This is a genomic window from Rasiella sp. SM2506 (genome assembly GCF_050859505.1).
Lineage (GTDB): Bacteria > Bacteroidota > Bacteroidia > Flavobacteriales > Flavobacteriaceae > Marinirhabdus.
On record NZ_CP193934.1, the window covers coordinates 3,184,849 to 3,211,820 of the forward strand.

Genomic DNA, 26,972 nt, shown 5'->3' on the forward strand with positions numbered 1-26,972 from the left:
GGGCTAAAAAGCTAACTGTTTTCAGTAAAAAAGTAACATTCTAAAACACAATTTTATGGCCTTTGTAGGTAAAAAATTTCCAAATCTTAACGTAGATGCAACCGATAAAACGGGGGTTACACGTAAGATCAATATTCTTGAAACTGCTCAAAAAGAGAACAAAAAAGTAATCCTTTTCTGGTATCCAAAAGATTTCACTTTTGTTTGTCCAACAGAGTTACACGCTTTCCAGGCTGCAATGACGGAATTCGAAAAGAGAAACACCCTTGTTATTGGCGCTTCTTGTGACACCCCAGAGGTTCACTTTGCGTGGTTAAACACTCCAAAAAACCACGGGGGTATTGAAGGTGTAACCTACCCAATCCTCGCAGATACGAATCGCAATCTTGCGAACCAATTAGACATCCTAGACATTACCAACGAACGTTTTGACGAAGAAACAGGAGCCGTATTGGTTGACGGTGATAACGTTACTTACCGTGCTACTTATCTCATTGATGAGGAAGGAACAGTTTTCCACGAAAGTGTAAACCATATGCCGTTAGGTAGAAATACATCAGAATTTATACGATTGATAGATGCCTATACACACGTTCAGAAAAATGGTGAAGTGTGCCCAGCAAATTGGCAGGAAGGCGCTACAGCAATGAATGCAGATCGTGAAGGTGTTGCCGACTATCTTTCACAACATTTAAACTAATTCTTGCAAAGTATTAGTTTATTTAATTAAGTACATATGTTAGGTTAAACGTAACCCGCTTTCAGCAATGAGAGCGGGTTTTTTTTACCAAAAACTGTCCTATTTATACATTTAAGAAAGCTTTACCATCGCATATAATTTTGAATGCCTATTTTTATATTTCAAATTAAAACTAATATAAATACATATGGCTCAAATAACGCTAGGGGGGACTCCCACCGAAACTTCAGGAAATATCCCACAACAGAACACTAAACTTTCAAATTTTAGCCTTACGGCAAGCGATCTTTCTACTAAAAAGTTAAGTGATTACGATGGCTCTAGAAAAGTACTGAACATTTTCCCTAGTGTAGACACAGGGGTTTGTGCCACTTCAGCAAGAAAATTTAATGAAGAAGCATCCAAACTTGATAATACGAAAGTGTTTTGCATTTCACGTGACCTTCCATTTGCCCAGGCGCGCTTTTGTGCTGCCGAAGGTCTAAACAACGTAGAAATGTTAAGTGATTTTAAAGAGGGTAGTTTTGGAAAAGAGAATGGACTAGAAATCACGAATGGAGCTTTTGAAGGATTACACTCGAGAGTTGTACTTGTTTTAGACGAAAATAATAACATTATCCATAGTGAGCAAGTTTCAGAAATTGGGGAAGAACCCGATTATGAATCGGCTTTAAAAGTATTGCGTTAATGTGGAATACATTCCTAGGCAAACGATTAAAAGGCTTTAAATACGCTGCCAAAGGAGCCTATATGCTGGTAAAAAATGAAGCCAGCATACAGGTTCAGTTTGTCATCTCTTTACTTATGATTGGCGCAGGTTTTTATTTTGAAATCTCTGCGACAGAATGGCTGGCACAAATGCTCGCTATCGGCATGGTACTTAGCATAGAAGGGCTTAACACTGCCGCCGAAGAAATCGCCAATTTTGTACACCCAGATTTCCACAACAAAATTGGCTATATTAAAGATGTAGCGGCTGGAGCTGTATTTTTTGCTGCAGGAATTGCGGTTATTGTAGGATGTATCATTTATATTCCTAAGTTTTAAAATGAAGTGGCTCCTACTCTTTTTAAGTTGCTTTTGCCTAAGTGGCTGTTCCTACCTCACAGATTTCTATATTTTCAACACTTCGGAAGAACTTATTACCATTAGCTACAAAACAAAAAAAACTGAAGCATACCATCCTTTTGTCACAGCACCAAAAATAGCTAGTTTCAAAAACTTAAAGAATGTTGGCAAAAAGGAAACTACACAGGTTGCCATTGAAATAAAAGATTCCCTTAACATCATGGTAACCTTACAACCCAAACAGGCACTATGGATTGGTGTGGACAGAAATTTTATTTTGAAAAATGACCGGCAGCAACTAGAGGAAAATCTGGACTATCTAACCATTACACAAGGACAGAAAATCATAAAATATAGTGCAAAAGACATAGCATCTCAATTTGATGAATTCACCTATAAAATTGTTGGTATTGCGGTTGAATAACTTCTCCTAAATTTCAGGTATATCATTTTACCCCTTTTAAAATTTTTATGTAGTTTGTAACGTTGTATTTTTGCACGACGATACTAGTATTTATGGCCAAAAAGAAAAAAACTACTCCTAAAAAAACGAGCACTCCGCGTAAAAAAATAAACTTTACGGTTTCCAGGCAACAAAAAATTGTCTTGGGAAGTTTTTTGACGTTATTAGGTCTAGCCTTACTTATCTCATTTGCATCTTATTTTTTTACGTGGCAAGCAGACCAAAGCGATATTGGCATCCTGGACCGGGAAACAGAAGCTAAAAACTGGCTTAATAAGTTTGGGAGTAACGTTGGGCATTTTTTCATATATCAAGGATTTGGTATTGCTTCGTTTATTTTTGCTTTTCTAATCACACTCACAGGGGTATATTATTTTTTAGATTATACCAAAAAACAACTGCAGCGCTTTTGGTTTTGGGGTATTTTGGTAATGATCTGGGTTTCTATATTTTTCGGGTTTTTCACAAAAACTTCCACTATTTTAAGTGGGGTAATTGGTTTTGAAAGTAATGATTATCTACAAGATTACTTAGGATTAACCGGAGCTATTTTAGTGATGACCTTCCTGGCCATTGTCTATTTTGTGATTCGCTTAAAAATAACACCCGATACCATTTCAGTTCTATTTCAGAAAACAAAAAGCGGTATTAAAGAAGACTTTGCATCTACTTCCGGAGAAATAGATCAAACAGATTATGAAAAAGATGTAGTTGAAACCTTAATTGCCAAAGAAACTCCAGTGGCTGAGGCCTCCATGGAAATAATCACTCCTCCTGAAGAGAAAATAGAAGAACCCCTTCTTAAAACACAAATCCAAAAAGAACAGATTCAGGAAAGCGATGTAGAAATGCAAGTAGAAACGGTAGCCGAAGAAGATGAAGTAGAAGAAAATTTGAGTAAAAAATTAGTGGAAGATTTTGGTCAGTTTGATCCTACACTAGAGTTGAGTAACTATAAATTTCCAACTATAGAGTTGTTAAAAGATTATACCGCAGGCAAAGGAATTACGATAAATCAAGAAGAACTGGAGGAAAACAAAAATCGAATTGTTGAAACGCTTCAAAATTATAAAATTGGCATTTCGAACATTAAAGCAACCGTTGGCCCCACGGTAACGCTTTACGAAATTGTACCCGACGCTGGTATTCGAATTTCAAAAATTAAGAACTTGGAAGACGATATTGCATTGTCGCTTTCGGCCCTGGGGATTCGTATTATCGCACCTATTCCTGGACGTGGAACTATTGGTATTGAGGTTCCTAATAAAAATCCGCGTATTGTTTCTATGCGTTCTGCCATTGCTTCACCAAAATTTCAGAATGCTGAAATGGAACTCCCATTAACGCTTGGTAAAACCATTAGTAATGAAACCTTTGTCGTAGATCTTGCAAAAATGCCTCACTTGTTAATGGCAGGTGCAACCGGACAGGGTAAGTCGGTGGGTCTAAACGCCATCCTTACTTCCCTCCTCTACAAAAAACACCCTGCCGAAGTAAAATTTGTTTTGGTAGATCCTAAAAAGGTGGAATTAACGCTTTTTAATAAAATTGAAAGACATTACCTGGCTAAACTCCCAGATACCGAAGAAGCCATTATTACCGATACCAATAAGGTAATTAATACGCTCAACTCGCTTTGTATAGAAATGGATCAGCGTTATGATTTACTAAAAGATGCCTTGTGTCGAAATATAAAAGAATACAATACCAAGTTTAAAAACCGAAAGCTAAATCCGAATGAAGGGCATCATTACCTTCCGTATATTGTATTGGTAATTGATGAGTTTGCCGATTTAATTATGACAGCGGGTAAGGAAGTAGAAACCCCAATAGCCAGATTAGCACAGTTGGCTCGGGCCATTGGAATTCATTTAATTGTTGCTACGCAAAGACCTTCGGTAAATGTAATTACAGGTATTATTAAAGCCAATTTCCCCGCTAGGATCGCCTTTAGAGTGACCAGTAAAATTGACTCTAGAACTATTCTGGACTCTGGAGGTGCCGATCAATTGATTGGTCGTGGAGATATGTTGTATACACAAGGGAACGATTTAACCCGTGTACAATGTGCTTTTGTGGATACTCCGGAAGTGGCAGATATTACCGATTTTATTGGTAGTCAAAAAGCCTATCCAGATGCGTATATGCTTCCAGAATACGTAAGCGAAGAAGGTGGCATAACAATTGATAATAACATAGAAGAACGAGATAAATTGTTCCGCGAAGCTGCCGAAGTATTGGTCATAGCACAACAAGGATCTGCCTCTTTATTACAAAGAAAACTGAAGTTAGGATACAACCGAGCAGGACGTATTATAGACCAGTTAGAAGCCGCCGGTGTTGTAGGCCCTTTTGAAGGAAGCAAAGCAAGACAAGTAAACGTTCCCACAATAGACGCATTAAATCAACTGTTAGAAAATGAAGACATTTAAAATGAAAAATCTAGTACTACTTTTAGTAGCCACGGTAACATTCGGGTTTGCTCAAGCACAAGACCCAAAAAAATTATTGAGCGAAGTTTCAGCAAAAGCGAAAGGCTACGACAATATACTAATAGACTTTAAATATAACCTCAGCAATGCTAAAGAAGGCATTAACCAAGATACCCGTGGTGATGTAACTATTCATGGCGAAAAGTATGTTTTAAATATGCTGGGTACCACGACTATGTTTGATGGTAGTAGCATTTATACTGTAGTTCCAGAAGATGAAGAGGTAACCATTTCAAAATACAACCCTGCCGAAGACAAGCAGATTACGCCAAGCAAAATGCTTACATTTTATGAAAAAGGCTACAACTACAAAATGGACATTACCCAAACTATAAAAGGGCGTAAAATTCAGTTCGTAAAATTAATTCCGATAGACAGTAAAGCTGAAATTAAGGATATCTTGTTAGGGATAGATGCCCAGACCAAACATATTTACAAGTTAATCCAGACCGATGCTAACGGAACAAAGTACACACTTACGGTAAATTCTTTTAAAACCAATCAGCCCATTAGCAAGGCAATGTTTACTTTTGATGAAGCCAAATACAAGAAGGATGGCTATTACATCAACAAACTAGACTAACTTACTAGTGAAAATACTAGACCGGTACATATTAACTACATATCTGAAGACGTTTACGAGCGTCTTCGTTATTTTAATGTTCATTTTTGTACTGCAAAGTATTTGGTTATACATTTCAGAACTGGCGGGTAAAGACCTCGCCTTTTCTATTATTCTGAAATTTCTTTGGTTTTTCTCTCCAAAATTAATCCCTATGGTGCTGCCGCTTACCATTTTGGTAGCCTCCCTTATGGTATTTGGAAGTTTTGCTGAAAAATATGAATTCGCTGCCATGAAATCTACAGGAATTTCATTGCAACGAGCCATGCGAAGCTTGATGGTATTTATTATTGCGCTGGCAGGAATTGCCTTTATCTTCACCAATAACGTTATCCCTTGGTCCGAATACAAATGGCAGAATCTTCGTCGTAACATAGCACAGTTAAGCCCGTCTATGGTAATTTCTGAAGGACAGTTTAGTCAGGTTGGTGACGATTTCAATATAAAAGTTGATAAAAAACATGGAGATCACGATCAATTTCTTGATAATGTGATTATGCATATTAAAAATCCAGAAAAACCAAATGGCAATTATATTGTAATGATAGCCGAAACTGGCGAATTGATTGGCGAAGAGAATAGCAATACGCTAACGTTATTACTCAAGAATGGAAATTATTACGAAGATGTACAAACAAAAGGCACTAAAAAGAATGAACTCTTACCTTTTGCAAAAACATATTTTGAACAATACGCTTTAAACATTGATCTTACTGAAATTAATAATATTGATGTGGACAAGGAGAATGAGCTTAATAGCCATAACATGTATCAGGTACAGGAACTTGTAAAAGTAATTGACACACTCTCCAATGCCTACTCCAATGATATTACTACGTTTGGAGACAATATGTATTTCCGTACTGGAATCACAAAATTTAACGACGAGAACGTTAGAGATTCTATTACTGTAGAAAATCCATCGGGAGTATTAGACATTGTTGAGCCCTTAAGAAAATATGAAGTTATTACGATGGCTTTAAATAGCGTAAAAGGAACGCTACAATCTGTAAGCGCTAAGAAAAACGAGTTTAAAGTAAAAACGAAGCGTATTAACAAACACGAAATAGCCTTTCACGAAAAATTTGCATTGGCGATTGCTTGTATTATCTTGTTTTTTGTTGGAGCACCATTAGGCGCTATCATCAGAAAAGGTGGAATGGGATTGCCTATGGTGATCGCTATAGTGTTATTCCTTACGTATCATTTCATCGGTATTTTTGCAAAAAATAGCGCAGAAGACGGTACCATGCATCCCTTTATAGCAACCTGGTTAAGTACAGCCATTATGCTCCCATTAAGTATTTGGCTCACCTATAGAGCCACCACAGATCAAGGTGTTTTTGATATGGATACCTTTTTCCAACGTATTGCAAGGCTCTTCGGAAAAAAAGCTACAGATGCTGCCATTGTAGATGGCGAACAAGCAGTATTACTAACACAATCTGAAAAAGCCTTGGTATTATCCCGAACCGACACTCAGCTTATTGCTATCGTAAAAAATACCGAAGGTGAGACCTATAGCAACGAAGTAATCCAAGCTGCCAAACAGCAACTTAAGCAAAAGGGATATGATTTGGAGAATCTGTAGACAACTTCCTACCATCTAACATCCTCCTACACCTAATTCACCAACTCACCATTTAACTACTCCACCAACCTACAATTCCGTATCTTTGTACTCTAATTATATTGATATGATTACTACTGAAAACGGCATACAAATTAAGCTGAATACCATTCAAGAAGCCATTGAAGACATTCGACAAGGCAAAGTGATAATTGTGGTAGACGATGAAAATCGTGAAAATGAAGGTGATTTTGTGGCTGCGGCCGAAATGGTAACTCCCGAAACTATCAACTTTATGGCTACGCACGGTCGCGGATTAATTTGTGCCCCCATTACCGAAACACATTGCAAAGAATTACAGCTGGAAATGATGACCGGTAATAATACCGATCCCATGGAAACTGCCTTTACTATTTCAGTAGATTTAAAGGGACATGGTGTCACTACAGGAATTTCGGCGGCAGACCGAGCTAAAACTGTAAAAGCTTTAATAGATCCCGATACCAAACCACACGACTTAAGCAAGCCAGGACATATCTTTCCGCTAAAGGCTAAAGATGGTGGCGTACTTCGTAGAACTGGGCACACTGAAGCTGCCATAGATTTTGCACGATTAGCTGGCCTGCAACCCGCTGGCGTGATTGTAGAGATTATGAATGAAGATGGGACCATGGCGCGCCTTCCACATTTAGTTGATGTTGCCAAGCGTTTCGATTTAAAATTAGTTTCTATTGAAGCTTTAGTGGCTTACAGAATGGAACACGATTCCTTGATTGAAAAGAAGGAAGATTTCAACATTAATACAAAGTTTGGCAAGTTCAGGTTAAGGGCTTATAAACAAACCACCAACGATCAGGTTCATATTGCTCTTACGCAAGGTAGCTGGGCAAAAAACGACCCTGTGATGGTTCGGGTAAATTCAACTTTGGTGAATAATGACATTCTTGGAACGCTCACCAACAATGCCGATAAAAAACTGGATGATATGTTTAGTGCTATTACTGCCGAAGGAAAAGGAGCCATTGTTTTTATCAATCAGCAGAGCCAATCCTTCAATCTTTTAAGCCGTTTAAAAACACTAAAAGAAAGCCAGAAAGAAGGTGAAGTAGCGAAAGCACCAAACATTGCCATGGATAGTAAAGACTTTGGGATTGGTGCGCAAATTTTACACGATCTGGGGATTCACAAAATTAAGCTGTTATCAAATAGTGAACAATCCAAACGTGTGGGTATGATTGGATATGGTCTGGAGATTATTGACTATGTAGGGTATTAAAGAACGCTCTCAATTGCCTTTTTCATAGCTTCTGCTCTATCTCTCACTTGTGCTTCAGTCCAACCAATTTTAACTAAAGAAGAGATGGTACGTCCCATCCAGGCATCACTTTTACTGAAATTGGTCCTATTCAAATCCTGCATTTGTGCTTTTACTTCTGAAGAAAGGTTTCCTAAGCTTTTCAGATCACGAAGGTGTTCCCAACCGTTAATATAGTGCCAGGCATTTTTATACCAGTAAAAACAAGCATCTACACCAGCTTCAGCTAAGGCTTTGTGTGCTTTCTCGGCTAATTCTGGCGTTGGTAAAAAGAAATTTACAAAGCTGTAATTTTGAACGCCCCCTTCAGGAATACGTCTAAAAGTAACACCTTCAATGGTAGAAAGTGTTTCTTGCATAATGGTATAATTGCGCTCCTGTATTTTAAGAATCCCATCCAATTTATCTAACTGAGCAAGACCCACGGCGGCATTCAATTCAGAAATCCTGAAATTATATCCTAAAAAAGGATGTGTTTCGGCTCCGCGATCGCTACCTACATGATCGTGACCGTGATCCTGGTAATGGTCTGCATTCAGTTTATATTTTTCAGAGTTGGTAATAATACCACCCCCTTCTCCACAGGTAATCGTTTTCACATAATCGAATGAAAAGCAACCTAAATCACCATAACTTCCTAGTGGTTTGCCTTCATAAGAACCGCCAATAGCCTGGCAAGCATCTTCTAACAACAGTAAATTGTGCTGGTCGCAAATAGCTTTTAAAGCACCTAAATCTGCCATAGAACCACACATATGTACGGGCATAATGCATTTGGTCTTTGGAGTAATCGCTGCTTCAACAGCAGCTGGATCTAAGGTTAAGGTATCGTCAATATCCACTAACACAGGAATTGCTCCTAATATCATAATGCTTTCAAAACTTGCTACAAATGTGAAGGTTGGCATAATCACTTCATCTCCAGCACCTATTCCTGCAGCGGCCAAAGCAATTGTTAATGCAGACGTTCCGCTGGAAACCAGTTGGCAATGCGCACTTTGCATACGTTCTGCGAAGGCAATTTCAAATTCTTTGGCTTTCCAGTGATTGTTACGCATACCATCAAAGCCGTAGCGCATTAATACTCCAGTTTCCAATACATCGTTTACTTGTTTGCGCTCTTCAGCGCCAAAGATTTCAAATCCAGGCATATAGTATTTATTTCTTCCGCTAAAGCGGAATCTATTAGTATTTATTAGTGTGCTATGCACTAATTATAGATTATAAGCAAAGGTAATGGTTGCGTTGTAGAGATTCTATATTCAAGGTTCAAAATTCAAAATTTAGCAATACCTAAAGAAAAAGAAAAAATAATAGTTGTTTGTAAACATTAAATCTTTGCTTCTTTGCGCTTAGCGAAACACTTTAGGGACCAAGAGTATGCAATACTTAATTTAGAAGTACAAGGTACGAGCGACGAGGTTAATTGTTTAGTTGGTTTGTGGTTTGTGGTTTGTGGTTTGTGGTTTGTGGTTTGTGGTTTGTGGTTTGTGAAAAAAAATTCAGTTTAATTATCCTTCAACAAAGTTACCTCCACATTCTCAGTTTCAATTTTGGAAAGTAATTCCAATTCGTTTTTCTGAAATAGTGAATCTAAGTCGGTTAACGGAATTTCGAGACTTGCTGGCTTATAATTGTTATAATCTACAAAGCGGATTCCTTCAACTACCCTTGGGTTATACGCCTCTCTGAATCGTACACCACCTCCATTCACGGCATAACTATAGGCAAGATAATCTAATTGAAAAGTCTCTTTATCTACCCAATACACGAACTTATCTTCAAAATCGGTTCCACCACCTTCTTCACTGAAGGTCACTCCTATTTCATAATAGTTTTTGTCTTTAATTGTTGCTTCACCCAACAGTTCTTTCTTCGCCGCAGGAGCATTCAACCCATATGGTAGTTGTGCAAAATAATGAACCGAGTTGACGCTTTCAGCATATTTGTGAGCGGTGGTATCTGCAACTATTTGTAGCGAATCGTTACGATAACGCTTAAAACCGTCATTGGATAACACATCTCGTACATTCCCTGTGGAGTCTATAAAGTTTCTTTCAAATATGTATTTTTCACCTTCCCGAATACTTTTGTACTTCACTTTTCTGAAAACGAAATTTAGTTCAGCATGGTCGCAATTGCCTTGACAAGAAGCTTCAATCGCTTTGTCTATAATGGTATTGGCAGTTAGCGATGGTTTTTCTTCACAACTTAAAAAAAGCACTAGTATTGCTAAAATGGAAATAGTTTTCATCTGCAGTAAATATTTAATAAAGTGAAAGATGGAATGCCCAATTAATTCATCTCCCTATTTGTTATAAAACATTAAGGGCATTACCTACGTTGTATTTGTAACAAATGTACAAAGTAGCTCACTAATATTTGGCAAACCTTTCAGAAGAAATCCATAATGAAAAATTTTATTGTTTTATTACTTTTAAGCTTCACGACTACGTTTGTGTATTCGCAAAACGAAAAAAACGTACTGGCACTCACCAAGCTTCAGGATCATTACAACGCTGGCAATAACGCTGCCGTCCACGACATGTTGAGTGAGCGCTTTCAGCAGCAAGTAAGTGCCGCAGCAATGCATCAGTTACTAAGTACCTTTCAGAAAAACTTCGGAAATTTTACCTCTTTTATTTTTATGGAAAGTCAAGGAGGGAGAGATACCTTTTTAGGAAATTTCGAAAATGGTCAACAAAACATTGGCATCTATGTAGATGAAGATACTAAAATCGCTGGCTTACTCTTTAAACCAGTTGAAAACAACGAACCTGCCAAGTTTGAACGAAATACAACACAACTCCGACTACCTTTTACTGGCGAATGGATGACCTATTGGGGTGGCACCAAAAAAGCGCAAAATTATCACGTGACCGTTAAAGTACAACAAGGTGCATTTGATTTCGTAAAGCTTGGCAAAAACAATAGTTCCTACCAACGCAGCGGAACAAGAAACGAAGATTATTACGCATTCGGACAACCTTTGTTCGCCGTTTGCGATGCTGAAGTGTACGAAGTAAACACAGGTGTGGAAGACAACCGACCTTCCATTATGAACCCCGCACAACCCTTAGGAAATAGCGTGATGCTTAAAACTGCTAATGATGAATATATTGTGTATGCCCATTTAGAATACGGCACTGTGGCTGTAAAAGCTGGTGACATAGTAACCAAAGGACAATATCTGGGCAATTGCGGTAACTCGGGTAACTCCAGTGAAGCACACTTACATCTACACATTCAAGACGGTCCAAACGTAATGACAGCTGCGGGTGCAAGATGCTATTTTGAAAAAGTGCTAGTAAACGGAGCACTGCAAACGGACTATAGCCCTGTGAAGTATGATAGGGTTTCATTGCCAGAAAATTAACGTGTTGTCGATATGTTCCCTCGTCCCCTGCCCTTCTGTGTATTTCTCTAAGTCGTACTTTCTTCGTTGGATGCAGTGAGAACGGAGCTTAAAATTATAACGCTATGAATCTATTTTTAAATTAATTTTAAACATTCCAATCGTACTTCGTACTTCTAAAATCGTACTTTTGTTACCCTATGAGCATTCAGAAAAACGTTAAAATAAAAAACAAGAAAGCGAAGTTTACCTATGAGCTGTTAGACTCCTTTACAGCTGGAATTGTCTTGGCTGGAACTGAAATTAAAGCCATCCGCGAAGGAAAAGCAAGTATTGCTGAAAGTTTTTGTGAATTCAATGAACGAGGCGAATTATTTGTTATTAATATGACGGTTCAGGAATACTCGCACGCGACGCATTTTAACCATAATCCAAAGAGCGAACGCAAGCTACTGCTTAATAAAAACGAGCTTAAAAAACTCGAAAAAGAGGTGAAAAATAGCGGGTTAACTATAGTTCCGTTAGTATTATTTACCAACGATCGAGGTTTGGCCAAAATAAAAATTTCACTGGCTCGTGGTAAAAAACAATTCGATAAGCGGGAGACCATAAAAGACCGTGATAGCAAGAGAAACTTAAGCCGAATTAAAAAAGACTTCAACAATTAAACTGTTAAAATTTTGTTCTCGAGGCAACATTTCCTCTAAAAACAGCGTCTCTATACAAAACCACCCACAGTATGAACAAAATTTTACTCCTTCTCTTTTTCTTTTCTATTACTTTTTCACAAGCTCAAATTGTTGGTAAAATAAATGACACCAAAGGCGAGCCACTTGCTTTTGTAAATATTTATTTGGAAGGAAGCTATGTAGGAACTACCTCCAATGACGATGGTAATTACGAGCTTAATGTTACTGAAACCGGCGATTATACCATTATGTATCAGTTTTTAGGATTTAAGACGGTAACCAAAAAAGTTTCCATTAGCTCTTTTCCTCATATTCTGAATATTTCTTTAGTTGAAGAATCTGTAAGTCTTGACGAAGTAGTGATAAACACTTCTGAAGATCCTGCATATCGAATTATTCGTGAAACCATTGCGAGACATAAAATTAACTTGGATAAAATTTCAGAATACAAAGCAGATTTCTATTCGCGCGGACTCTGGCGCGTAGAAGACTTACCTGAAAAAATATTAGGACAGGAAGTTGGAGATCTGGACGGACAACTGGATTCTACCAGAACAGGAATTATTTATCTTTCTGAAACCATAAGCGAGATTTCCTATCAAAAACCAGACGATTTCAAAGAAAAAATCATTGCCAGCAAAGTGAGCGGGAATGACAATGGCTTCAGTTTTAATAGTGCTCAGGATGCAAATTTTTCATTTTATGAAAATACTACAGACATTAACGCCTCTATCGTTTCGCCTATTGCCGAAAGTGCATTTTCGTACTATCGTTACAAACTGGACGGTGTGTTCTACGAAGGTTCCAAACTCATCAATAAAATTAAAGTTACACCCAAACGACCAAAAGACAGGGTTTGGGAAGGTTTTATTTATATAGTTGAAGACGACTGGCAATTGTATGGCGTAGAACTTACCACAACAGGAGCAGCCATACAAGTTCCTATGGTTACGGAATTATTATTCAAACAAAACTTCAAATACGACCCCGAAAATGACTTTTGGGTGAAGCTCTCACAAACCATAGATTTTGGATTTAGTTTCCTTGGGTTTAAAGGTGACGGAAAATTTATTGCCGTGTACAGTAATTACGATTTTAAACCGAATTTCAACAAAAAATCCTTCACCAATGAAGTCCTCTCTTTTGAAGCCGAAGCCAATAAAAAGGACAGTTTGTTTTGGAAAGGCACACGCCCGGTTCCTTTAACCGATGAAGAGCTAAACGACTATATAAAAAAAGATAGCATACAAACCCTTCGAAAATCTGAAACCTATTTAGATTCTATAGATGGAGTGAGCAACACGTTTAAAATTTTAGATCCATTTACGGGGTATAGTTATAAGAACAGTTACGACAAATGGCAATTAGGTTATCAGGGACCATTTCCTAAAGTAAACTTTAACACCGTGCAGGGTTGGAATGGTGGCGCTGGACTCTCTTATTTTAGTTGGAAAGACGATAACAGAACCAATTGGTTTTCTGCAAATTTAAATGCCAATTACGGAATTGCCGAAGACAGACTCCGATTTACAGGTAGCGTAACCAGAAATTTTAATCGTACCAATCGTTTGCGATTAGGAGTATATGGCGGAAGTCGCGTGCAACAATTTAATAGTGCGCAACCCATTTCAGAATTAGTGAATAGCGTCTCTACCCTATTCTTTGAGCGAAATTATATGAAGGTGTACGACCTCGCTTTTGCGGGTGCAACCTATAGCCAGGAGTTGTTTAACGGTTTGCGTTTGTTTACCAATTTCAGCTACCAGAAACGGAAACCTCTCTTTAACAATACAGATTATGTAACCATCCCTAATGACGATGTGGAGTATACATCTAACAATCCACTAGACGCTCAGGACTTTACCAATGCTGGCGTGGTAGAACATTCCATTTTTAAAAGTACCGTTACGGCAAATATTACCTTTGGGCAAAAATATATGAGCTATCCCGATGGAAAATACAATTTGGGCAACGAGAAGTATCCTGTTCTTTCTGTGACTTTTGAAAATGGCCTTGGCGGTTCTATTGATGGCTATGATTTCAGCCAACTAAGCGCGCGACTCTCTCAACGTGTTAATACAGGTAACAAAGGTGAGTTTGTTTATAATTTAAAAGGAGGCACCTTCTTAAACGGTGACGATATTAGCTTTGTAGATTATCAGCATTTTAATGGGAACCAGACACGTGTTGGAACTTCGGGCACGTATAACAATGTTTTCAACCTGCTTCCGTATTACGATTTAAGCACCAATCAAAGTTATTTTGAAGGTCATGTGGAGCACGATTTTAAAGGATGGATTTTGGGTAAAATTCCAGGAATTAACCAGTTAAACTTTAATCTGGTTGCTGGTGCTCACCTATTGAGTATTGATGGCAACAAACCCTATCAGGAGCTTTCTATTGGGATTGATAATTTGGGTTGGGGGAAATTTCGGTTTCTTCGGCTAGACTATGTGAAGTCTTACTACAATGGTGGTAGTGATGGAGCTTTCGTTTTTGGACTGAAGTTTTTAAATTTTATTGATTAAAAACTTTCGGAAAATTCCAAAAAACAAAAAAATAATTTCGAGTTCGAGTTCATCTGTTCATCAATTCTTATCCTCCAACAAAGGCACAAACCGAAATTCTCCAAACTCTTCTTTTTCAAAATTAGTGGGTGAAGTTCTTGTAAAAACTGTCATTATTTGCACGGTATCTCCAACGGGAATTACCAGCTTGGCGCCAACTTTTAATTGTGCCAACAAAGGGTTGGGCACAAACGGAGCGCCTGCGGTTACAATAATTCCATCGTAAGGAGCTGCTTCTGGCAAGCCTTTATAGCCATCACCAAAAATGAGCTTTTTGGGTCGGTAACCTAATTTTGGGAGGAATCGTTTTGTAATTTTAAAGAGTTCATTTTGTCTTTCAATAGAATATACCTGTACGCCCATTTCCAGTAATACAGCAGTTTGATAGCCGCTTCCTGTACCAATTTCCAGCACCGTCGCACCTTTAGATACTTCGAGTAATTCAGTTTGCCGTGCTACCGTGTAGGGTTGTGATATGGTTTGATCTGCCGCTATAGGAAACGCTTTATCAACGTAGGCATGCGCTAAAAAACTTGAATCCATAAACAAGTGTCTTGGAATTTTATTAATAGCTGCCAACACTTCGGAATTTACAATTCCTTTTTTTTGAAGCGTCTTCATCAACTTTGTACGCAATCCTTGATGTATAAAAGTATCTTTCATTATCACAAATTACGGAAACTAATCGGCAACATACAAGGACTGTTTTTTAATTTTTAGTGTTTGGTATGACTTTGGCAATTGCTAAATTCTCGGTATCTTTCAAATCAATTTTACAGCATAAAATTTCTTTCATTTTTACCCTAGCCCTAAAGGGAATCTGAAAGAAATTATAAAGTTTATAATTCTTATGAAACAGTTTTTCCTCATTGTTTTTCTCTTTAGTTTTGGTTTTGTTCAATCGCAGGAGTTTACGCGTGCCGATACCCTTCGTGGGAGTATAACTCCGGAACGTGCTTGGTGGGATGTGCTGTATTATGATTTGGATGTAACGGTTTCAACAGAAGAAAAATTTATTAAGGGTAGCACAACGATTACCTACAAAGTACTAGACAAAGCGGAGCGAATGCAGATAGATTTGCAGGCACCTATGAGGATCGATAAAATTGTCCAGAATGAGAAGGAGCTTTCATTTACTTCGGAAGGTGCCGCTCATTTTATAACCCTTCAGCAAAAACAGAAAAAAAGTAAAGATTATCAAATTACTATTTACTTTTCAGGAAAACCCCAGGAAGCCAAAAATGCACCCTGGGATGGAGGATGGTCCTGGAAAAAAGACACCAATGCCAACCATTTTATCGCTACCAGCAATCAAGGAATTGGTGCCAGTATTTGGTGGCCTAACAAAGATCACGCCTACGACGAACCCGATAATGGAGCAACGGTAAAAATTACTGTGCCAAAAGGACTAACTGCTGTTGCTAATGGAAGAATGACGAAAAATAGTGACAATAAAGAAACTTCAACGTACGAATGGAGCGTAGTGAATCCCATCAACAACTACGGCATCAATATAAACATTGGAGATTACGTGAATTTCAAAGAAAAATATGAAGGTTTAAAAGGCTTTCTGGATATGGATTATTGGGTGTTGCGTGATAATCTGGAAAAGGCAAAAGAGCAATTTAAACAAGCGCCCCAGATGATGGAGGCATTCGAGCATTGGTTTGGCCCTTACCCTTTTTATGAAGACAGTTTTAAGCTGGTAGAAGTGCCCTATTTAGGAATGGAACACCAAAGCAGTGTAACCTATGGAAATAAGTATAAAAATGGCTATTTAGGACGTGATTTAAGTGGCACGGGTTGGGGATTGAAATTCGATTTTATTATTATTCACGAAGCTGGGCACGAATGGTTTGCCAATAATATTACCCACGTAGATGTGGCCGATATGTGGATTCACGAGGGTTTTACGGCTTATTCGGAAGGCTTGTATGTAGACTATCATTTCGGAAAAGAAGCAGGAGCTGAATACACCATAGGAACCCGAAGGAGCATCCGAAACGACCGTCCGTTGATTGGAACGTACAATGTCCATCAAGAAGGAAGTAGCGATATGTATTATAAAGGCGCTAATATTTTGCATACACTCCGCACTTGGATAGACGACGATAAAAAATGGAGAGACATTTTAACAGGACTTAATACTGAATTTCGTCACCAGACTATTACCAGCAAACAACTTGAGAACTACATTGCTAAAAAATCTGGTTTGGAACTCACTGCTTTTTGGGAACAATACCTACGTACTACTAAAGTTCCTACGTTCGTGTATAAAATGAATGGAAGCTCTCTTGACTATAAATATGAGACTACTGTGGAGGGTTTCAATATGCCCTTGGAAGTTTTTATAAATGGTACTGAAAATGAATTAAAACCCACCACCCAATGGCAATCTGTTTCACACGGTAGTCCTATATCTGAAGTTTCTGTAAATACTAATTATTTTGTAAGGGTTGAAAAAGAGAAATAGCTTAGCCTTTTAACTTCTTAGCCTCATTCCAATAGCCGTCCATTTCGGCTAGCGTCATATCCCGAAGCGCTTTCCCCTGCTCTTTTGCTTTGCCTTCTAAATACTGAAATCGTTTGATAAATTTTTTATTGGTGCGCTCCAAGGCATTTTCGGGATCTACTTTTAGAAAACGGGCATAATTGATCATGGAAAAGAGCACATCGCCAAATTCCTGTTCTATTTTTTCTTTGTTGTTTTCTGAAATTTCGTGTTGTAGTTCGGCTAACTCTTCTTGCAGTTTTTCAAATACTTGCTGGGGTTCTTCCCAGTCAAATCCTACACCTGCCACCTTATCCTGAATCCTGTTCGCCTTTACCAACGCTGGTAAGGATGCTGGCACACCTTCCAAAACGCTACTTTTACCTTCTTTTAGTTTTAAATTTTCCCAATTTCGTTTTACTTCGTCTTCGTCTGCAACTTCTACGTCGCCATAAATATGTGGATGGCGCGAAATAAGTTTATCACAAATTTCATTGGCTACATCGGCCATATCAAAATCGTTGGTTTCACTTCCTATTTTGGCATAAAACACAATGTGAAGTAACACATCCCCCAGCTCTTTTTTAACTTCGTTTAGGTCTTTTTCAAGAATGGCATCCCCCAACTCATAGGTTTCCTCTATGGTTAAATGCCGGAGCGATTCCATAGTTTGCTTTTTATCCCACGGACATTGTTCACGGAGCTCATCCATAATGGTAAGCAGGCGGTCGTAGGCGGCGAGTTGTTCTTTTCTTGAGTTCATATTGGGTAAAAATAAAAATTCATCTGCTACAGTATAACAAATGAATTTTAAATTATGAATAGGTTATGAACGAACTGCTATTCTTCTTCAGATGTAGCATCGGTTTCTTCTTCAGCTTTTTCAGAAAAATCTGTTACTCCATTTTTTTGAAGCAAATTATACCATTGCACCACTTTTTTAATGTCGCTAGGATACACTCTATCTTCATCATAATCTGGCAATACTTCGAAGAAAAATTCTTCTAATTCTACCTTAGGCACTTTATGATTAATGGTTGGCCCGCCATTTTCTTTTTCTGAAATTTTCTTAAAAACTTCACGCAATGGTAACTCTTCAGTTAAGGTATAAATAGCAATCTCACTCAACAAACTCACGTTATCACGAGCACCTACACTAATTTTCTTACCGTCAATAAGTGATTCGGCTACAAAGCCATTACGTGTTTGTGTTTTTAATTGATATAGTCCTGGTTTACCAGAAATGGAAAGGATTTTTTCTAAACTCATAAATGATAGTACTTCAAATGTTTATTTTCTTCGTTTATAAATTAGATGTGTTCCAGAAAACGAAGGTGCAAATATACTTGTTCAATTCTGAATTCAGAATTCAGAACTCAAAATTTTTGATTGTTTAACGTTTCTTTTTGGCCAGGGGAAATTTCATTCTATACGAAGCTTCTGTTTTCCCTTTGGAAATATTTGATAGCTTGGTTTTTAATAAACGTTTTTTTAGTACTGAAAGTTTATCGGTAAACAAAACACCTTCAATATGATCATACTCATGCTGAATGATTCGTGCCACCATCCCGTCATAGGTATGGGTTTGCTTCTCTAAATTTTCATCCTGGTACTCAATCGTAATTTTTGGTTTTCTGAAAACGTCTTCATTAATATTTGGGATACTCAAACAGCCTTCATTAAAAACCCACTCGTCGCCCTCTTCCTCCACAATCTTTGCGTTGATAAACACTTTTTTAAAGTCGGCACATAGGGTACGCTCTTCTTCAGTTAGCTCTTCGTCATCCCCGAAAGGCGATGCATCTACTATAAACAAACGGATTGCCAGTCCCACCTGTGGTGCAGCCAAGCCAATGCCACGTGCTCCATACATCGTTTCGAACATATTTTCAATAAGTGCATCCAATTTAGGATAGTCTTCGCTAATAGCAGTTGCTTTTTTTCGTAAAACCGGATCGCCGTAGGCTACAATTGGTAAAATCATTTAAAAGGTATAAGGTTTAATATATAAGGCAAATTTTATGATGGTTCGCCTCTATTTAAGTCATTTTAGTTATAAAAATTTAAGGTTGCGCTATGTAAAGCAAGCATATTCCTTAAAGCTTACGTATTGTAAAGATATTCTTGAAGAATAATAGTAGCTGAAATTTCGTCCAGCAGTGCTTTATTTCTTCGTTGTTTCTTTTTTAAGCCGCTATCTATCATAGTTTGAAATGCCATTTTACTTGTATAGCGTTCGTCGATACGTTTTACTGGCAATTCTGAAAATTCTTTGGTGAAAATTTCCAAGAATTTTTTGATTTCAGTTTCAACATCACTTGGAGTCCCGTCTTTTTGTAACGGTTGTCCAACCAAAACCAACTCCACTTTTTCGTTATTAAAATATTCTTTTAAGAAACTAATTAGGGTGCCAGTTGCCACAGTAGTCAAACCCGAAGCAATCATCTGTAACTCATCGGTTACAGCGATTCCTGTTCGTTTAGTCCCAAAATCTATTGCTAAGATGCGTGCCATACTAAAGTGCAAAAATAGGGGTTTTATTTATAAATAAAGAGAAAAGACCACTGCGCTGTAAGATGAAAGAGAAAAGACATTAGTGTGAGTGTTGCGTGGAATTTAAATACAAATGCACCCTACACCTACTTTATTTATACTTTTGAAGCACCTGCAAGACATCTCTCCTTTTAATTTTACCAGTTTCGGTGTAGACAAAACGGGAAAGGCGATATACTTTTTTGGGCCGCTCGTAGGTTTCTAAGACCTCGAAAGCTTTTTTAAAATCTGGCATGTCGCTATCTTTTCCTTCATAAATAAGGATAACACGCTCTCCAAATTGTTCGTCTTTTTCTGAAGCAATAATAAACGGAAGTTCAATTGTATCTGAAAGTTTTGCTTCAATACTTTCAGGGAATAGTTTTACCCCGCCGCTGTTAATGACATTATCCCATCTACCTTGCCAGATAAAGGATGAGGGTGATTTTAATTCTACAAGATCATTAGTTACCACGATTTCTTCTGAAACTTTGGGGGCGTGAATTATCAAGCATCCGCGGTCATCCTGCGAAAACTTTACATCTGGCAAGGCACTGTAGGATTCGCTTTTTGCGAAGCCATTTATTCGTCTTACGGCCACATGGGTAATGGTTTCGGTCATTCCATACGTCGCGAATGCTTCTACATGTATGTCTTGCAATTGCGCTTCCAAAGTTGCTGAAATCGCTCCCCCTCCAATTAAAACTTTTTTCACCTTAGACAATGCTTCCAAGGAATGTGCCACCTGATACGGAACCATTGCCACAAAATCGTAATCGTTATCATACTCCACTAAAGCATCTTTTGTAGGCTGTACAACGTGCAAATCCCAGCCTAACACCATGGCCCGTACCACCATCATTTTCCCTGCAATATAATTGGCCGGGATACAGAGCAATGCTTTGGTACCACTTCCTGTTTTAAAGTAGGCTCCGGTAGCCTTAGCACTGTTCACCATTTGCTGTTTGGTGAGCTTTATTTTCTTTGGTTTTCCTGTAGAACCCGAAGTTTTTACGATTACTTCTTCTGTAAAATCCAGCCATTTTTCAATAAACTGGGCTACGCTTACTTCTTGTTCGTCTCCATCATTTAAAAGGTCGTCGGTAAAGTTCAACACTTCTTCGGGCGAAGAAAAATCGAGGCCGTTAAGCTTAAAAGCAGGATGAAGTGTGAGTGAGGTTGGTTTCAAAATGCGTTAGGGTATTTCAATTTCTGTGGGTTCTTCTGGAGGTGCCGATACTTTTCCGAAGAGTTTTTCACCCCAGCCTGTCCATTTATAACGCCAGGCCATAATTCCTAAAAAGATAGGGTACATGATGACCACTGGCAATAAAATATCAAACCCTGCCGAAGGTTCAGAAACATCTTTTAAAATCGAATTGGTCTGAAATACGGTCCAATCTGCCGTCACCAATAAGACACCTACTAAATTATTTCCTGCGTGAAAACCTAAGGCTAACTCCATTCCCTCGTCCATTAAGGTCATAATTCCCAGTAAAAATCCTGTTCCAATATAATACACCATAATAATAGGACCTAGTTTGGTCACTTCAGGATTAAAGAAATGCAACCCACCAAATACAACCGATGTTACAAGTAATGGTAACCATCTATTTTTAAAAATAACTCCCAATCCCTGCATGATATACCCTCTAAAAAGGTACTCTTCAAAACTCGTTTGCAGCGGTATAAAAATGATGGCTATTATCGCTAAAATGATAAAGGGAATCGCTTCAAATTGCAAAACATAATCGTCTGGATTACCATAATAATCTAGTACAGTTAACACGACTGTTACGATAGAAATCAAGCCAAAACCAAACCAAAAACGACCCCAATCTGTCTTTTTACGTGAGGTAGTAACGGTTCTAAAAGGTTGTTTGTGCAGGTATTTAACTACCAGATAAACTCCTACTAACCCAACTGCAAAACCAAGCAACATTAAGAACAATGTTAGATTAGAATCCAAAATAGTCATTAGGGTATTCTGGTCTTGCAGATCGTTTAAGTTCCCACCGTCTGCCAGTACTTTAAAAAAAGCAGCCAATACAAAAGGAATGGTACCAATTTGTGAGGCAATAAAAATGATGATAACTCCAACGACGTAACGCCACCAATCGTGTAAATAATTAAATGCTTGTTTTATGTACATTATAGGTATGAGGTTTTAGGGATTAGGTATGAGGGAAATTTTTGTTCTCCATTTTGCTATCGGTTGGGAATTTACAAAAGTTCTTTTAGATGGGCAGTGTCCCAGTTTTTATTTTTGTTGTAACGAAGCGTTCCATCGATAACCTGCAAGGGTGCTGCAATATTATTGGTAAATAAACTGCCTGTTCCAAGTCCTTGGGGTAAATTACTATTTTTTGTCGCCGTGTATTGTGCGATAGCATTTAACCCAATATTACTCTCTAAAGCTGAAGTAATCCACCAGCCAATTTTCATAGACGCTGCAAGATCTATCCACGCATCACTACCTTCAAATCCACCTACTAAGGTTGGTTTTAAAATAATATAGTGAGGTTGTATCGTTTTTAGTAATTTCTTTTTTTCTTCGGAAGGAAATACTCCAATTAACTCTTCATCTAGTGCTATAGGCAAAGGTGTTGCTTCACAGAGACGCGCCATTTCTTGAATTTGACCTGGTTTAATGGGTTGCTCTATGGAATGGAGTTGGATTTCTGAAAGAATTTTTAGTTTTTCTAAAGCTTCGGAAGGCGAAAAAGCACCATTCGCATCCACTCGTAATTCAATTTCTGATGGTAAAAATTCTTTGCGAATACTTTTTAATAGAGAAATTTCAGTTTGAAAGTCTATGGCACCAATTTTCATTTTAATACAACTGAAACCACTTTTTAGTTTTTCTGAAATTTGCTCTTTCATAAAAGCGGTGTCTCCCATCCAAACTAACCCATTAATAGGAATTGTCTTATTTCCGTGTGAAAATTCCGAAGTAAAAATCTCAAAAGCATCTTCTCCCTGCAACGACTTAAAAGCAGTTTCTATCCCAATCTGCAACGCGGGAAATTCGATTACCTCTTTTAGTAAAGTTTTTTCACCTAACTGAATATGAGTACAAACCCATTGTAATTTTTCTTCAAAATCTGGTCTGTCATCTATGCTCAGTCCGCGAAACATACCACATTCTCCTATGCCCCAATTTCCATCTTTTTCTATTTTTATAAACCAGGTTTCTTTCGTTTTTAGTACCCCACGCGATGTTCCTGCAGGATTTTTAAAGTTGAGAATATATTTTTTGAAGGTAGCTTTCATTACAGTAAAAATAAGGCTTTAGCTACCAAATCTCCTAAAGAAGGGATTAGATTCTTTATAATTCAATACTTTCACCAATATCCAACAACATAAGATCTTTTCCTGCTTCGTAGAATTTCCTTTTCGCTTCGTCATGGTCAATTTCAATATAGCCAAAGGTATCATAATGTACGCCTAGCACTTTATCGCATTCTATAAAATCGCAGGCAATAATAGCGTCCTCCACACCCATCGTAAAATTATCGCCTATGGGCAGTATAGCGAGGTCTAATTTTGTATGCAATGGAATAAGTTTCATATCCATCGTTAATGCTGTATCACCAGCTATGTAAATATTTTTGTGCTCTCCTTCTATTACAAAACCACCAGGTTGGCCGCCATAACTACCATCTGGAAAAGAACTGGTATGAATGGCATTTACATATTTTACTTTTCCAAAATCGAAATTCCATGTGCCGCCGTGGTTCATAGGATGCACTTCAACTCCTTTTGCTTCGTAATGGTTGGCAATCTCATAATTGCTCACAATAGTAGCACCTGTATTTTTTGCGATGGCTTCAGCATCTAAGATATGATCTTGATGGGCATGGGTAAGTAGGATATAATCTGCTTTAAGATTCATAATATCTACTTTATTTTTTGACAGGTCATTGCCAGTAATAAAAGGATCTACCACTATGTGTTTTCCGCCAATATGTAGGGTAAGAGAGTTTTGACCGTAGAATGTAATTTTCATATTAAATTGTTTTTCATAAAAGTAGCTTTCAGGATATAGTTTACTGTTAAAAAAAATAAAAATTCTATATTAGCATCCCCAAAATCCCCAACAATGCACAAAAATTTCCTCGGTTTATTTCTATTATTTAGTTGTATAGGCATTCTTAATGCTCAAGAAACTAAAATTGATAGGCTTCAAAAGGAACTTGCTAAAAACCCTTCTGTTGAAGAAAAAATAGAAATCTATCGAGCTATAAAATCTGAGTTTTACCACGCTCAAATTTATTATGACAGTGCCTTTTTTTATATAAAGAAAGGGTATGAACTTGCAAAAAATAATGATCTTATACTTCAGCAATCACAGACGCTATTTGATTATGGAATGATTTATGGCGCTCTGGAAGAATGGGATGATGCGATAGCCTATTATAAAAAATCTATTGAGTTTAGTGAAAAAGCAAATTATAAAAGAGGCGTCTCTTCCGCCTACAGAAATATTGGTATTATTTATTCACAAAAGAAAAACTATACATTAGCCAAAGAATACCACTTAAAATCTATGGCAATTGGCAATGAGATACACTATGCAAAATCAATAGCTGTTGGGCATCTTAATTTAGGTGAAATTTCATTTTTTGAAAAAGACTATGAGCACTCAAAGCTCCTTATTGAAAGTAGCCAGTATATTTTTGATAGTCTTGGTTACACCCCACCACAGGCGTATACCTATCTTTCTAAAACTTTATATAGTTTAGGAGACCTTGAGGAAGCCGAAAAGCAGGCGTTAAAAGGTTTTGCTTTATCTGAAAAAGAAGGGGATCTAAAATCCAGTTATGAAAATGCTATAACACTTTCTAAAGTATATGCTACAAAAAAGAAATTTGAGAACGCCAATCTTTTTACCAACAAGGCGATGGTTTATCACGATAGCATTCTTAATTCTAAGAAATTAAATGAAATTGAAAAACTGGAATTACGCTTTAAGTTAAATGAACGCGAAGAGAAAATTGCAGCCTTGGAAGAAAAAAACGTATACCTTAACATTATATATTTTTTGGGAGCCGTTGGTGTTCTCTTATTAATTATACTCGCATTTAGACAATTAAAAATTGCCAGAATGACCCAAGATGTTCATGAGATACAAAACAGGCTTATAAAACACGAATTAGACCTGCTAGACAAAAAAGACATGACTTCTTTTGAAGCCACGGTCGCTGGGGACAACGAGAGTTTAAGTACTTCAAATTAAATATAGTTCGACCACAAAAAACAGCAAAGCAAATAAAAACGTGCTAAGTGCTACTTTCTTAAGTTCGGGATCGAGTAATGGTGGCGACTGATTTCTAAATACCTTTATAATATTTAAAAACAATGGCACAAAAGCCACCAAAGGCAGATAGTGTTGCCAGAAAGTTCCTTTAAAAAAGAAATAGCCAAAAGCACAAACAAAGGCTACAATAATAAGCATGGCGTGGTAAAGTTTAACAGGTTTTTCTCCTAAAACAACTGCTAGGGTGTTTTTATTCACTTTAGCATCTGCCAAGCGATCCCGCATATTATTAAGGTTTAAAACAGCGGCACTTAAAAGTCCAATGGTGGTAGCAGGCAAAATAATTAATTCTGAAAGTTCCTGAGTAAACAAGAAATAGCACCCCATAACCCCCACCAAACCGAAAAACAGAAAAACAAAAATATCTCCCATCGCCCGGTAGCCATAAGCTCTTTTACCTACGGTATAGGTAATAGCTGCAACAATAGCAGCAATCCCTAAGTTGAAGAACACTACCGAAAGTATAAAATTCTTGTTCCCAAAGGCCATGAAAATTAGCAAACTGGCCAAAAACAAGGTGAGTATGGTGGTTACAATCATTCCATATTTTAGCTCTTTTGCGGTAAGCAATCCACTTTGCATAGCTCTGGCAGGCCCCACCCTACCTGCAGTATCGGTTCCCTTTACCCCGTCGCCATAATCGTTTGCAAAATTCGATAATACTTGAAATCCAAGAGTCGTTAACAAGGCTAGTATCATAATAGATACTGAAAACAAACCGAGCTTAACAGCGGCACCACTAGCTACCAAAATACCAGAGATTGAAAGTGGTAACGTGCGTAATCGAGCGGCAGAAATCCAAGCGCGAACTTTAGTCATACAAAAGAATGTTTTAAACGATTCCAAAAATACACTAAAAAAGAAAAAGCCACCTACAAAAGGTGGTTTTAAGGCTTCTAACTTCATTAGAACACTACGTAATAATAGGTCATTTTGCTATTCCCTATGCATTAGACACCAAATACAATACCATAGGTAACCTCTTGACGATAACGTTGCGATTGTTAGTTTTTGCTTCTGTAAAACTACAACAGCCATGTAACCATTGCTTTACCAAACAAGTATGGAAATTTAAACAGCCATGCGCCATTTCTCCTCAACCTGCCTCAAGTTTAAATTTTGGTAAACTTTACGAATTGAAATGGTAACTTCAATAATTTTTATACTTTTAAACCCTTCTAAAAACCCCAACTATGAAAAGAAATTACGACCTAGGCTTACTTGTTTTACGAATAGGCGTCTCTTGCCTTATGCTTACCCACGGAATCCCGAAATTTTTAGCTTTTATAGGTGGTGACCTCTCTGTAGTAGGCGATCCCATTGGTATTGGAGCGTTGTTATCTACCATCTTAGTACTTCTTGGAGAATTGGTTGCACCAGTCCTCATCATTATAGGCATTAAAACTAGATTTGCTGCCGTAGCAAGTGCTATTACAATGGCAGTTGCTGCTTTTATGGTACACGGAGCAGACCCACTTGCCAAAAAAGAACTCGCTTTACTCTACTTATTTAGCTTTATAGCAATTGCATTTATGGGAGCTGGAAGTATTTCAGTAGATAAGAAATAAAGTAGCCCACAATTCACTCATAAAAAAGTGTTGATAAAAAACTGAACCGTTTATCGAATATAATTTTCGTTACACATTAATTTTTGTAAAATTGAAGTGTATTTTCCTACAGGATATTGAAAAAATAGACGGTCACAGTTAGTATATGTGCAAATTTAAAGAGGTTTATATTTGTGCGCCTCAACGGGTGTGACGGGTTCGATTCCCAGCCGTCTTCTAT

Annotated in this window: 26 protein-coding genes; 14 read left to right on the top strand and 12 right to left on the bottom strand. The window is 37.6% G+C overall.

Translation table 11 applies throughout. From position 1 onward, the window contains the following. Positions 1 to 55: 55 nt before the first annotated feature. The 8 genes from ACQ2HF_RS14300 to ribB all read left to right on the top strand — a co-directional run bounded on the left by ACQ2HF_RS14300 (position 56) and on the right by ribB (position 8,191). Positions 56 to 700: a peroxiredoxin gene (locus ACQ2HF_RS14300; protein ID WP_432411098.1), complete on the top strand. Its 645-nt coding sequence runs from the start codon at positions 56 to 58 to the stop codon at positions 698 to 700. 187 nt (positions 701 to 887) lie between these two features. Beyond that, a complete protein-coding gene (gene tpx / locus ACQ2HF_RS14305) occupies positions 888 to 1,388 on the top strand; it encodes a thiol peroxidase (RefSeq protein WP_432411099.1) in 501 nt (166 codons plus the stop codon). Beyond that, positions 1,388 to 1,747 carry a diacylglycerol kinase family protein gene (locus tag ACQ2HF_RS14310; RefSeq protein ID WP_432411100.1) on the top strand — a complete coding sequence of 120 codons (360 nt, stop codon included), beginning with the start codon at positions 1,388 to 1,390 and terminating at the stop codon, positions 1,745 to 1,747. Before tpx ends, ACQ2HF_RS14310 begins: the two co-directional genes overlap by 1 nt. Position 1,748: 1 nt before the next feature. Continuing rightward, positions 1,749 to 2,192, top strand: coding sequence for a hypothetical protein (locus tag ACQ2HF_RS14315; protein WP_432411101.1), 444 nt, complete (start codon positions 1,749 to 1,751; stop codon positions 2,190 to 2,192). Between the two features lie 92 nt (positions 2,193 to 2,284). Beyond that, positions 2,285 to 4,663: a DNA translocase FtsK 4TM domain-containing protein gene (locus tag ACQ2HF_RS14320; protein WP_432411102.1), complete on the top strand. Its 2,379-nt coding sequence runs from the start codon at positions 2,285 to 2,287 to the stop codon at positions 4,661 to 4,663. Continuing rightward, positions 4,650 to 5,306 carry a LolA family protein gene (locus tag ACQ2HF_RS14325; RefSeq protein WP_432411103.1) on the top strand — a complete coding sequence of 219 codons (657 nt, stop codon included), beginning with the start codon at positions 4,650 to 4,652 and terminating at the stop codon, positions 5,304 to 5,306. The genes ACQ2HF_RS14320 and ACQ2HF_RS14325 overlap by 14 nt, the downstream gene beginning before the upstream one ends. A 7-nt stretch (positions 5,307 to 5,313) precedes the next feature. Next, the gene (locus tag ACQ2HF_RS14330) at positions 5,314 to 6,936 is read left to right on the top strand and encodes an LptF/LptG family permease (protein ID WP_432411104.1); all 1,623 of its coding nucleotides are present in this window, start codon (positions 5,314 to 5,316) and stop codon (positions 6,934 to 6,936) included. 106 nt (positions 6,937 to 7,042) lie between these two features. Further along, complete coding sequence (gene ribB / locus ACQ2HF_RS14335) at positions 7,043 to 8,191, top strand: 3,4-dihydroxy-2-butanone-4-phosphate synthase (protein ID WP_432411105.1); 1,149 nt, start codon at positions 7,043 to 7,045, stop codon at positions 8,189 to 8,191. On the opposite strand, the gene ACQ2HF_RS14340 is transcribed toward ribB, so the two are convergent. Further along, on the bottom strand, positions 8,188 to 9,381 hold the full coding sequence (locus ACQ2HF_RS14340) for a DegT/DnrJ/EryC1/StrS family aminotransferase (protein ID WP_432411106.1): 1,194 nt from the start codon (positions 9,379 to 9,381) through the stop codon (positions 8,188 to 8,190). The two genes, ribB and ACQ2HF_RS14340, sit on opposite strands and share 4 nt — an antisense overlap. Before the next feature lie 356 nt (positions 9,382 to 9,737). After that, complete coding sequence (locus ACQ2HF_RS14345) at positions 9,738 to 10,484, bottom strand: DUF6503 family protein (RefSeq protein WP_432411107.1); 747 nt, start codon at positions 10,482 to 10,484, stop codon at positions 9,738 to 9,740. A gap of 156 nt (positions 10,485 to 10,640) precedes the next feature. Between ACQ2HF_RS14345 and ACQ2HF_RS14350 the strand changes: the two genes are divergently transcribed. The 3 genes from ACQ2HF_RS14350 to ACQ2HF_RS14360 all read left to right on the top strand — a co-directional run bounded on the left by ACQ2HF_RS14350 (position 10,641) and on the right by ACQ2HF_RS14360 (position 14,802). Next, complete coding sequence (locus ACQ2HF_RS14350) at positions 10,641 to 11,606, top strand: peptidoglycan DD-metalloendopeptidase family protein (protein ID WP_432411108.1); 966 nt, start codon at positions 10,641 to 10,643, stop codon at positions 11,604 to 11,606. Positions 11,607 to 11,785: 179 nt separating this feature from the next. Continuing rightward, on the top strand, positions 11,786 to 12,253 hold the full coding sequence (smpB, locus tag ACQ2HF_RS14355; protein ID WP_432411109.1) for an SsrA-binding protein SmpB: 468 nt from the start codon (positions 11,786 to 11,788) through the stop codon (positions 12,251 to 12,253). 71 nt (positions 12,254 to 12,324) lie between these two features. Next, positions 12,325 to 14,802 carry a DUF5686 and carboxypeptidase regulatory-like domain-containing protein gene (locus ACQ2HF_RS14360; protein WP_432411110.1) on the top strand — a complete coding sequence of 826 codons (2,478 nt, stop codon included), beginning with the start codon at positions 12,325 to 12,327 and terminating at the stop codon, positions 14,800 to 14,802. 60 nt (positions 14,803 to 14,862) lie between these two features. Here ACQ2HF_RS14360 and ACQ2HF_RS14365 read toward each other — a convergent pair whose 3' ends face one another. Further along, positions 14,863 to 15,504: a protein-L-isoaspartate(D-aspartate) O-methyltransferase gene (locus tag ACQ2HF_RS14365; RefSeq protein WP_432411111.1), complete on the bottom strand. Its 642-nt coding sequence runs from the start codon at positions 15,502 to 15,504 to the stop codon at positions 14,863 to 14,865. A 187-nt stretch (positions 15,505 to 15,691) separates the two neighbouring features. Here ACQ2HF_RS14365 and ACQ2HF_RS14370 point away from each other — a divergent pair, with 187 nt between their 5' ends. After that, complete coding sequence (locus ACQ2HF_RS14370; protein ID WP_432411112.1) at positions 15,692 to 17,314, top strand: M1 family metallopeptidase; 1,623 nt, start codon at positions 15,692 to 15,694, stop codon at positions 17,312 to 17,314. A gap of 1 nt (position 17,315) precedes the next feature. Here the strand turns inward: ACQ2HF_RS14370 and mazG are convergent, their stop codons facing one another. From mazG to ACQ2HF_RS14410, 8 genes are all read right to left on the bottom strand, one after another. Further along, positions 17,316 to 18,095, bottom strand: coding sequence for a nucleoside triphosphate pyrophosphohydrolase (gene mazG, locus ACQ2HF_RS14375; protein WP_432411113.1), 780 nt, complete (start codon positions 18,093 to 18,095; stop codon positions 17,316 to 17,318). 77 nt (positions 18,096 to 18,172) lie between these two features. Beyond that, entirely contained in the window at positions 18,173 to 18,601 is a 429-nt protein-coding gene (locus tag ACQ2HF_RS14380) for a DUF5606 family protein (RefSeq protein ID WP_432411114.1), read from the bottom strand. A 124-nt stretch (positions 18,602 to 18,725) separates the two neighbouring features. After that, complete coding sequence (def, locus tag ACQ2HF_RS14385; protein WP_432411115.1) at positions 18,726 to 19,316, bottom strand: peptide deformylase; 591 nt, start codon at positions 19,314 to 19,316, stop codon at positions 18,726 to 18,728. A 119-nt stretch (positions 19,317 to 19,435) separates the two neighbouring features. Then, on the bottom strand, positions 19,436 to 19,846 hold the full coding sequence (gene ruvX, locus ACQ2HF_RS14390; protein ID WP_432411116.1) for a Holliday junction resolvase RuvX: 411 nt from the start codon (positions 19,844 to 19,846) through the stop codon (positions 19,436 to 19,438). 130 nt (positions 19,847 to 19,976) lie between these two features. Beyond that, positions 19,977 to 21,053, bottom strand: a complete 1,077-nt coding sequence (locus ACQ2HF_RS14395; protein ID WP_432411117.1) for an AMP-binding protein — start codon at positions 21,051 to 21,053, stop codon at positions 19,977 to 19,979. Positions 21,054 to 21,059: 6 nt separating this feature from the next. Then, a complete protein-coding gene (locus ACQ2HF_RS14400; protein ID WP_432411118.1) occupies positions 21,060 to 22,016 on the bottom strand; it encodes a CPBP family intramembrane glutamic endopeptidase in 957 nt (318 codons plus the stop codon). A gap of 71 nt (positions 22,017 to 22,087) precedes the next feature. Beyond that, entirely contained in the window at positions 22,088 to 23,137 is a 1,050-nt protein-coding gene (locus ACQ2HF_RS14405; RefSeq protein WP_432411119.1) for an o-succinylbenzoate synthase, read from the bottom strand. A gap of 55 nt (positions 23,138 to 23,192) precedes the next feature. Beyond that, a complete protein-coding gene (locus tag ACQ2HF_RS14410; protein ID WP_432411120.1) occupies positions 23,193 to 23,873 on the bottom strand; it encodes a metal-dependent hydrolase in 681 nt (226 codons plus the stop codon). Between the two features lie 93 nt (positions 23,874 to 23,966). Between ACQ2HF_RS14410 and ACQ2HF_RS14415 the strand changes: the two genes are divergently transcribed. Then, complete coding sequence (locus tag ACQ2HF_RS14415; RefSeq protein ID WP_432411121.1) at positions 23,967 to 25,103, top strand: tetratricopeptide repeat protein; 1,137 nt, start codon at positions 23,967 to 23,969, stop codon at positions 25,101 to 25,103. Here ACQ2HF_RS14415 and menA read toward each other — a convergent pair. Beyond that, complete coding sequence (gene menA / locus ACQ2HF_RS14420) at positions 25,095 to 26,003, bottom strand: 1,4-dihydroxy-2-naphthoate octaprenyltransferase (RefSeq protein WP_432411122.1); 909 nt, start codon at positions 26,001 to 26,003, stop codon at positions 25,095 to 25,097. The two genes, ACQ2HF_RS14415 and menA, sit on opposite strands and share 9 nt — an antisense overlap. A gap of 374 nt (positions 26,004 to 26,377) precedes the next feature. On the opposite strand from menA, the gene ACQ2HF_RS14425 reads away from it, so the two are divergent. After that, positions 26,378 to 26,752 carry a DoxX family protein gene (locus ACQ2HF_RS14425; protein ID WP_432411123.1) on the top strand — a complete coding sequence of 125 codons (375 nt, stop codon included), beginning with the start codon at positions 26,378 to 26,380 and terminating at the stop codon, positions 26,750 to 26,752. The last annotated feature ends 220 nt before the right edge of the window (positions 26,753 to 26,972 follow it).

Coding starts and splice junctions, on each gene's coding strand:
- ACQ2HF_RS14400 (WP_432411118.1), bottom strand. CDS start 22,016: ATGTACATAAAACAAGCATTTAATTATTTACACGATTGGTGGCGTTAC.
- ribB (WP_432411105.1), top strand. CDS start 7,043: ATGATTACTACTGAAAACGGCATACAAATTAAGCTGAATACCATTCAA.
- def (WP_432411115.1), bottom strand. CDS start 19,316: ATGATTTTACCAATTGTAGCCTACGGCGATCCGGTTTTACGAAAAAAA.
- ACQ2HF_RS14320 (WP_432411102.1), top strand. CDS start 2,285: ATGGCCAAAAAGAAAAAAACTACTCCTAAAAAAACGAGCACTCCGCGT.
- ACQ2HF_RS14425 (WP_432411123.1), top strand. CDS start 26,378: ATGAAAAGAAATTACGACCTAGGCTTACTTGTTTTACGAATAGGCGTC.
- mazG (WP_432411113.1), bottom strand. CDS start 18,095: ATGAACTCAAGAAAAGAACAACTCGCCGCCTACGACCGCCTGCTTACC.
- ACQ2HF_RS14360 (WP_432411110.1), top strand. CDS start 12,325: ATGAACAAAATTTTACTCCTTCTCTTTTTCTTTTCTATTACTTTTTCA.
- menA (WP_432411122.1), bottom strand. CDS start 26,003: ATGACTAAAGTTCGCGCTTGGATTTCTGCCGCTCGATTACGCACGTTA.
- ruvX (WP_432411116.1), bottom strand. CDS start 19,846: ATGGCACGCATCTTAGCAATAGATTTTGGGACTAAACGAACAGGAATC.
- ACQ2HF_RS14345 (WP_432411107.1), bottom strand. CDS start 10,484: ATGAAAACTATTTCCATTTTAGCAATACTAGTGCTTTTTTTAAGTTGT.
- ACQ2HF_RS14325 (WP_432411103.1), top strand. CDS start 4,650: ATGAAGACATTTAAAATGAAAAATCTAGTACTACTTTTAGTAGCCACG.
- ACQ2HF_RS14315 (WP_432411101.1), top strand. CDS start 1,749: ATGAAGTGGCTCCTACTCTTTTTAAGTTGCTTTTGCCTAAGTGGCTGT.
- ACQ2HF_RS14310 (WP_432411100.1), top strand. CDS start 1,388: ATGTGGAATACATTCCTAGGCAAACGATTAAAAGGCTTTAAATACGCT.
- ACQ2HF_RS14340 (WP_432411106.1), bottom strand. CDS start 9,381: ATGCCTGGATTTGAAATCTTTGGCGCTGAAGAGCGCAAACAAGTAAAC.
- ACQ2HF_RS14350 (WP_432411108.1), top strand. CDS start 10,641: ATGAAAAATTTTATTGTTTTATTACTTTTAAGCTTCACGACTACGTTT.
- ACQ2HF_RS14380 (WP_432411114.1), bottom strand. CDS start 18,601: ATGAGTTTAGAAAAAATCCTTTCCATTTCTGGTAAACCAGGACTATAT.
- ACQ2HF_RS14415 (WP_432411121.1), top strand. CDS start 23,967: ATGCACAAAAATTTCCTCGGTTTATTTCTATTATTTAGTTGTATAGGC.
- smpB (WP_432411109.1), top strand. CDS start 11,786: ATGAGCATTCAGAAAAACGTTAAAATAAAAAACAAGAAAGCGAAGTTT.
- ACQ2HF_RS14410 (WP_432411120.1), bottom strand. CDS start 23,873: ATGAAAATTACATTCTACGGTCAAAACTCTCTTACCCTACATATTGGC.
- tpx (WP_432411099.1), top strand. CDS start 888: ATGGCTCAAATAACGCTAGGGGGGACTCCCACCGAAACTTCAGGAAAT.
- ACQ2HF_RS14300 (WP_432411098.1), top strand. CDS start 56: ATGGCCTTTGTAGGTAAAAAATTTCCAAATCTTAACGTAGATGCAACC.
- ACQ2HF_RS14365 (WP_432411111.1), bottom strand. CDS start 15,504: ATGAAAGATACTTTTATACATCAAGGATTGCGTACAAAGTTGATGAAG.
- ACQ2HF_RS14370 (WP_432411112.1), top strand. CDS start 15,692: ATGAAACAGTTTTTCCTCATTGTTTTTCTCTTTAGTTTTGGTTTTGTT.
- ACQ2HF_RS14405 (WP_432411119.1), bottom strand. CDS start 23,137: ATGAAAGCTACCTTCAAAAAATATATTCTCAACTTTAAAAATCCTGCA.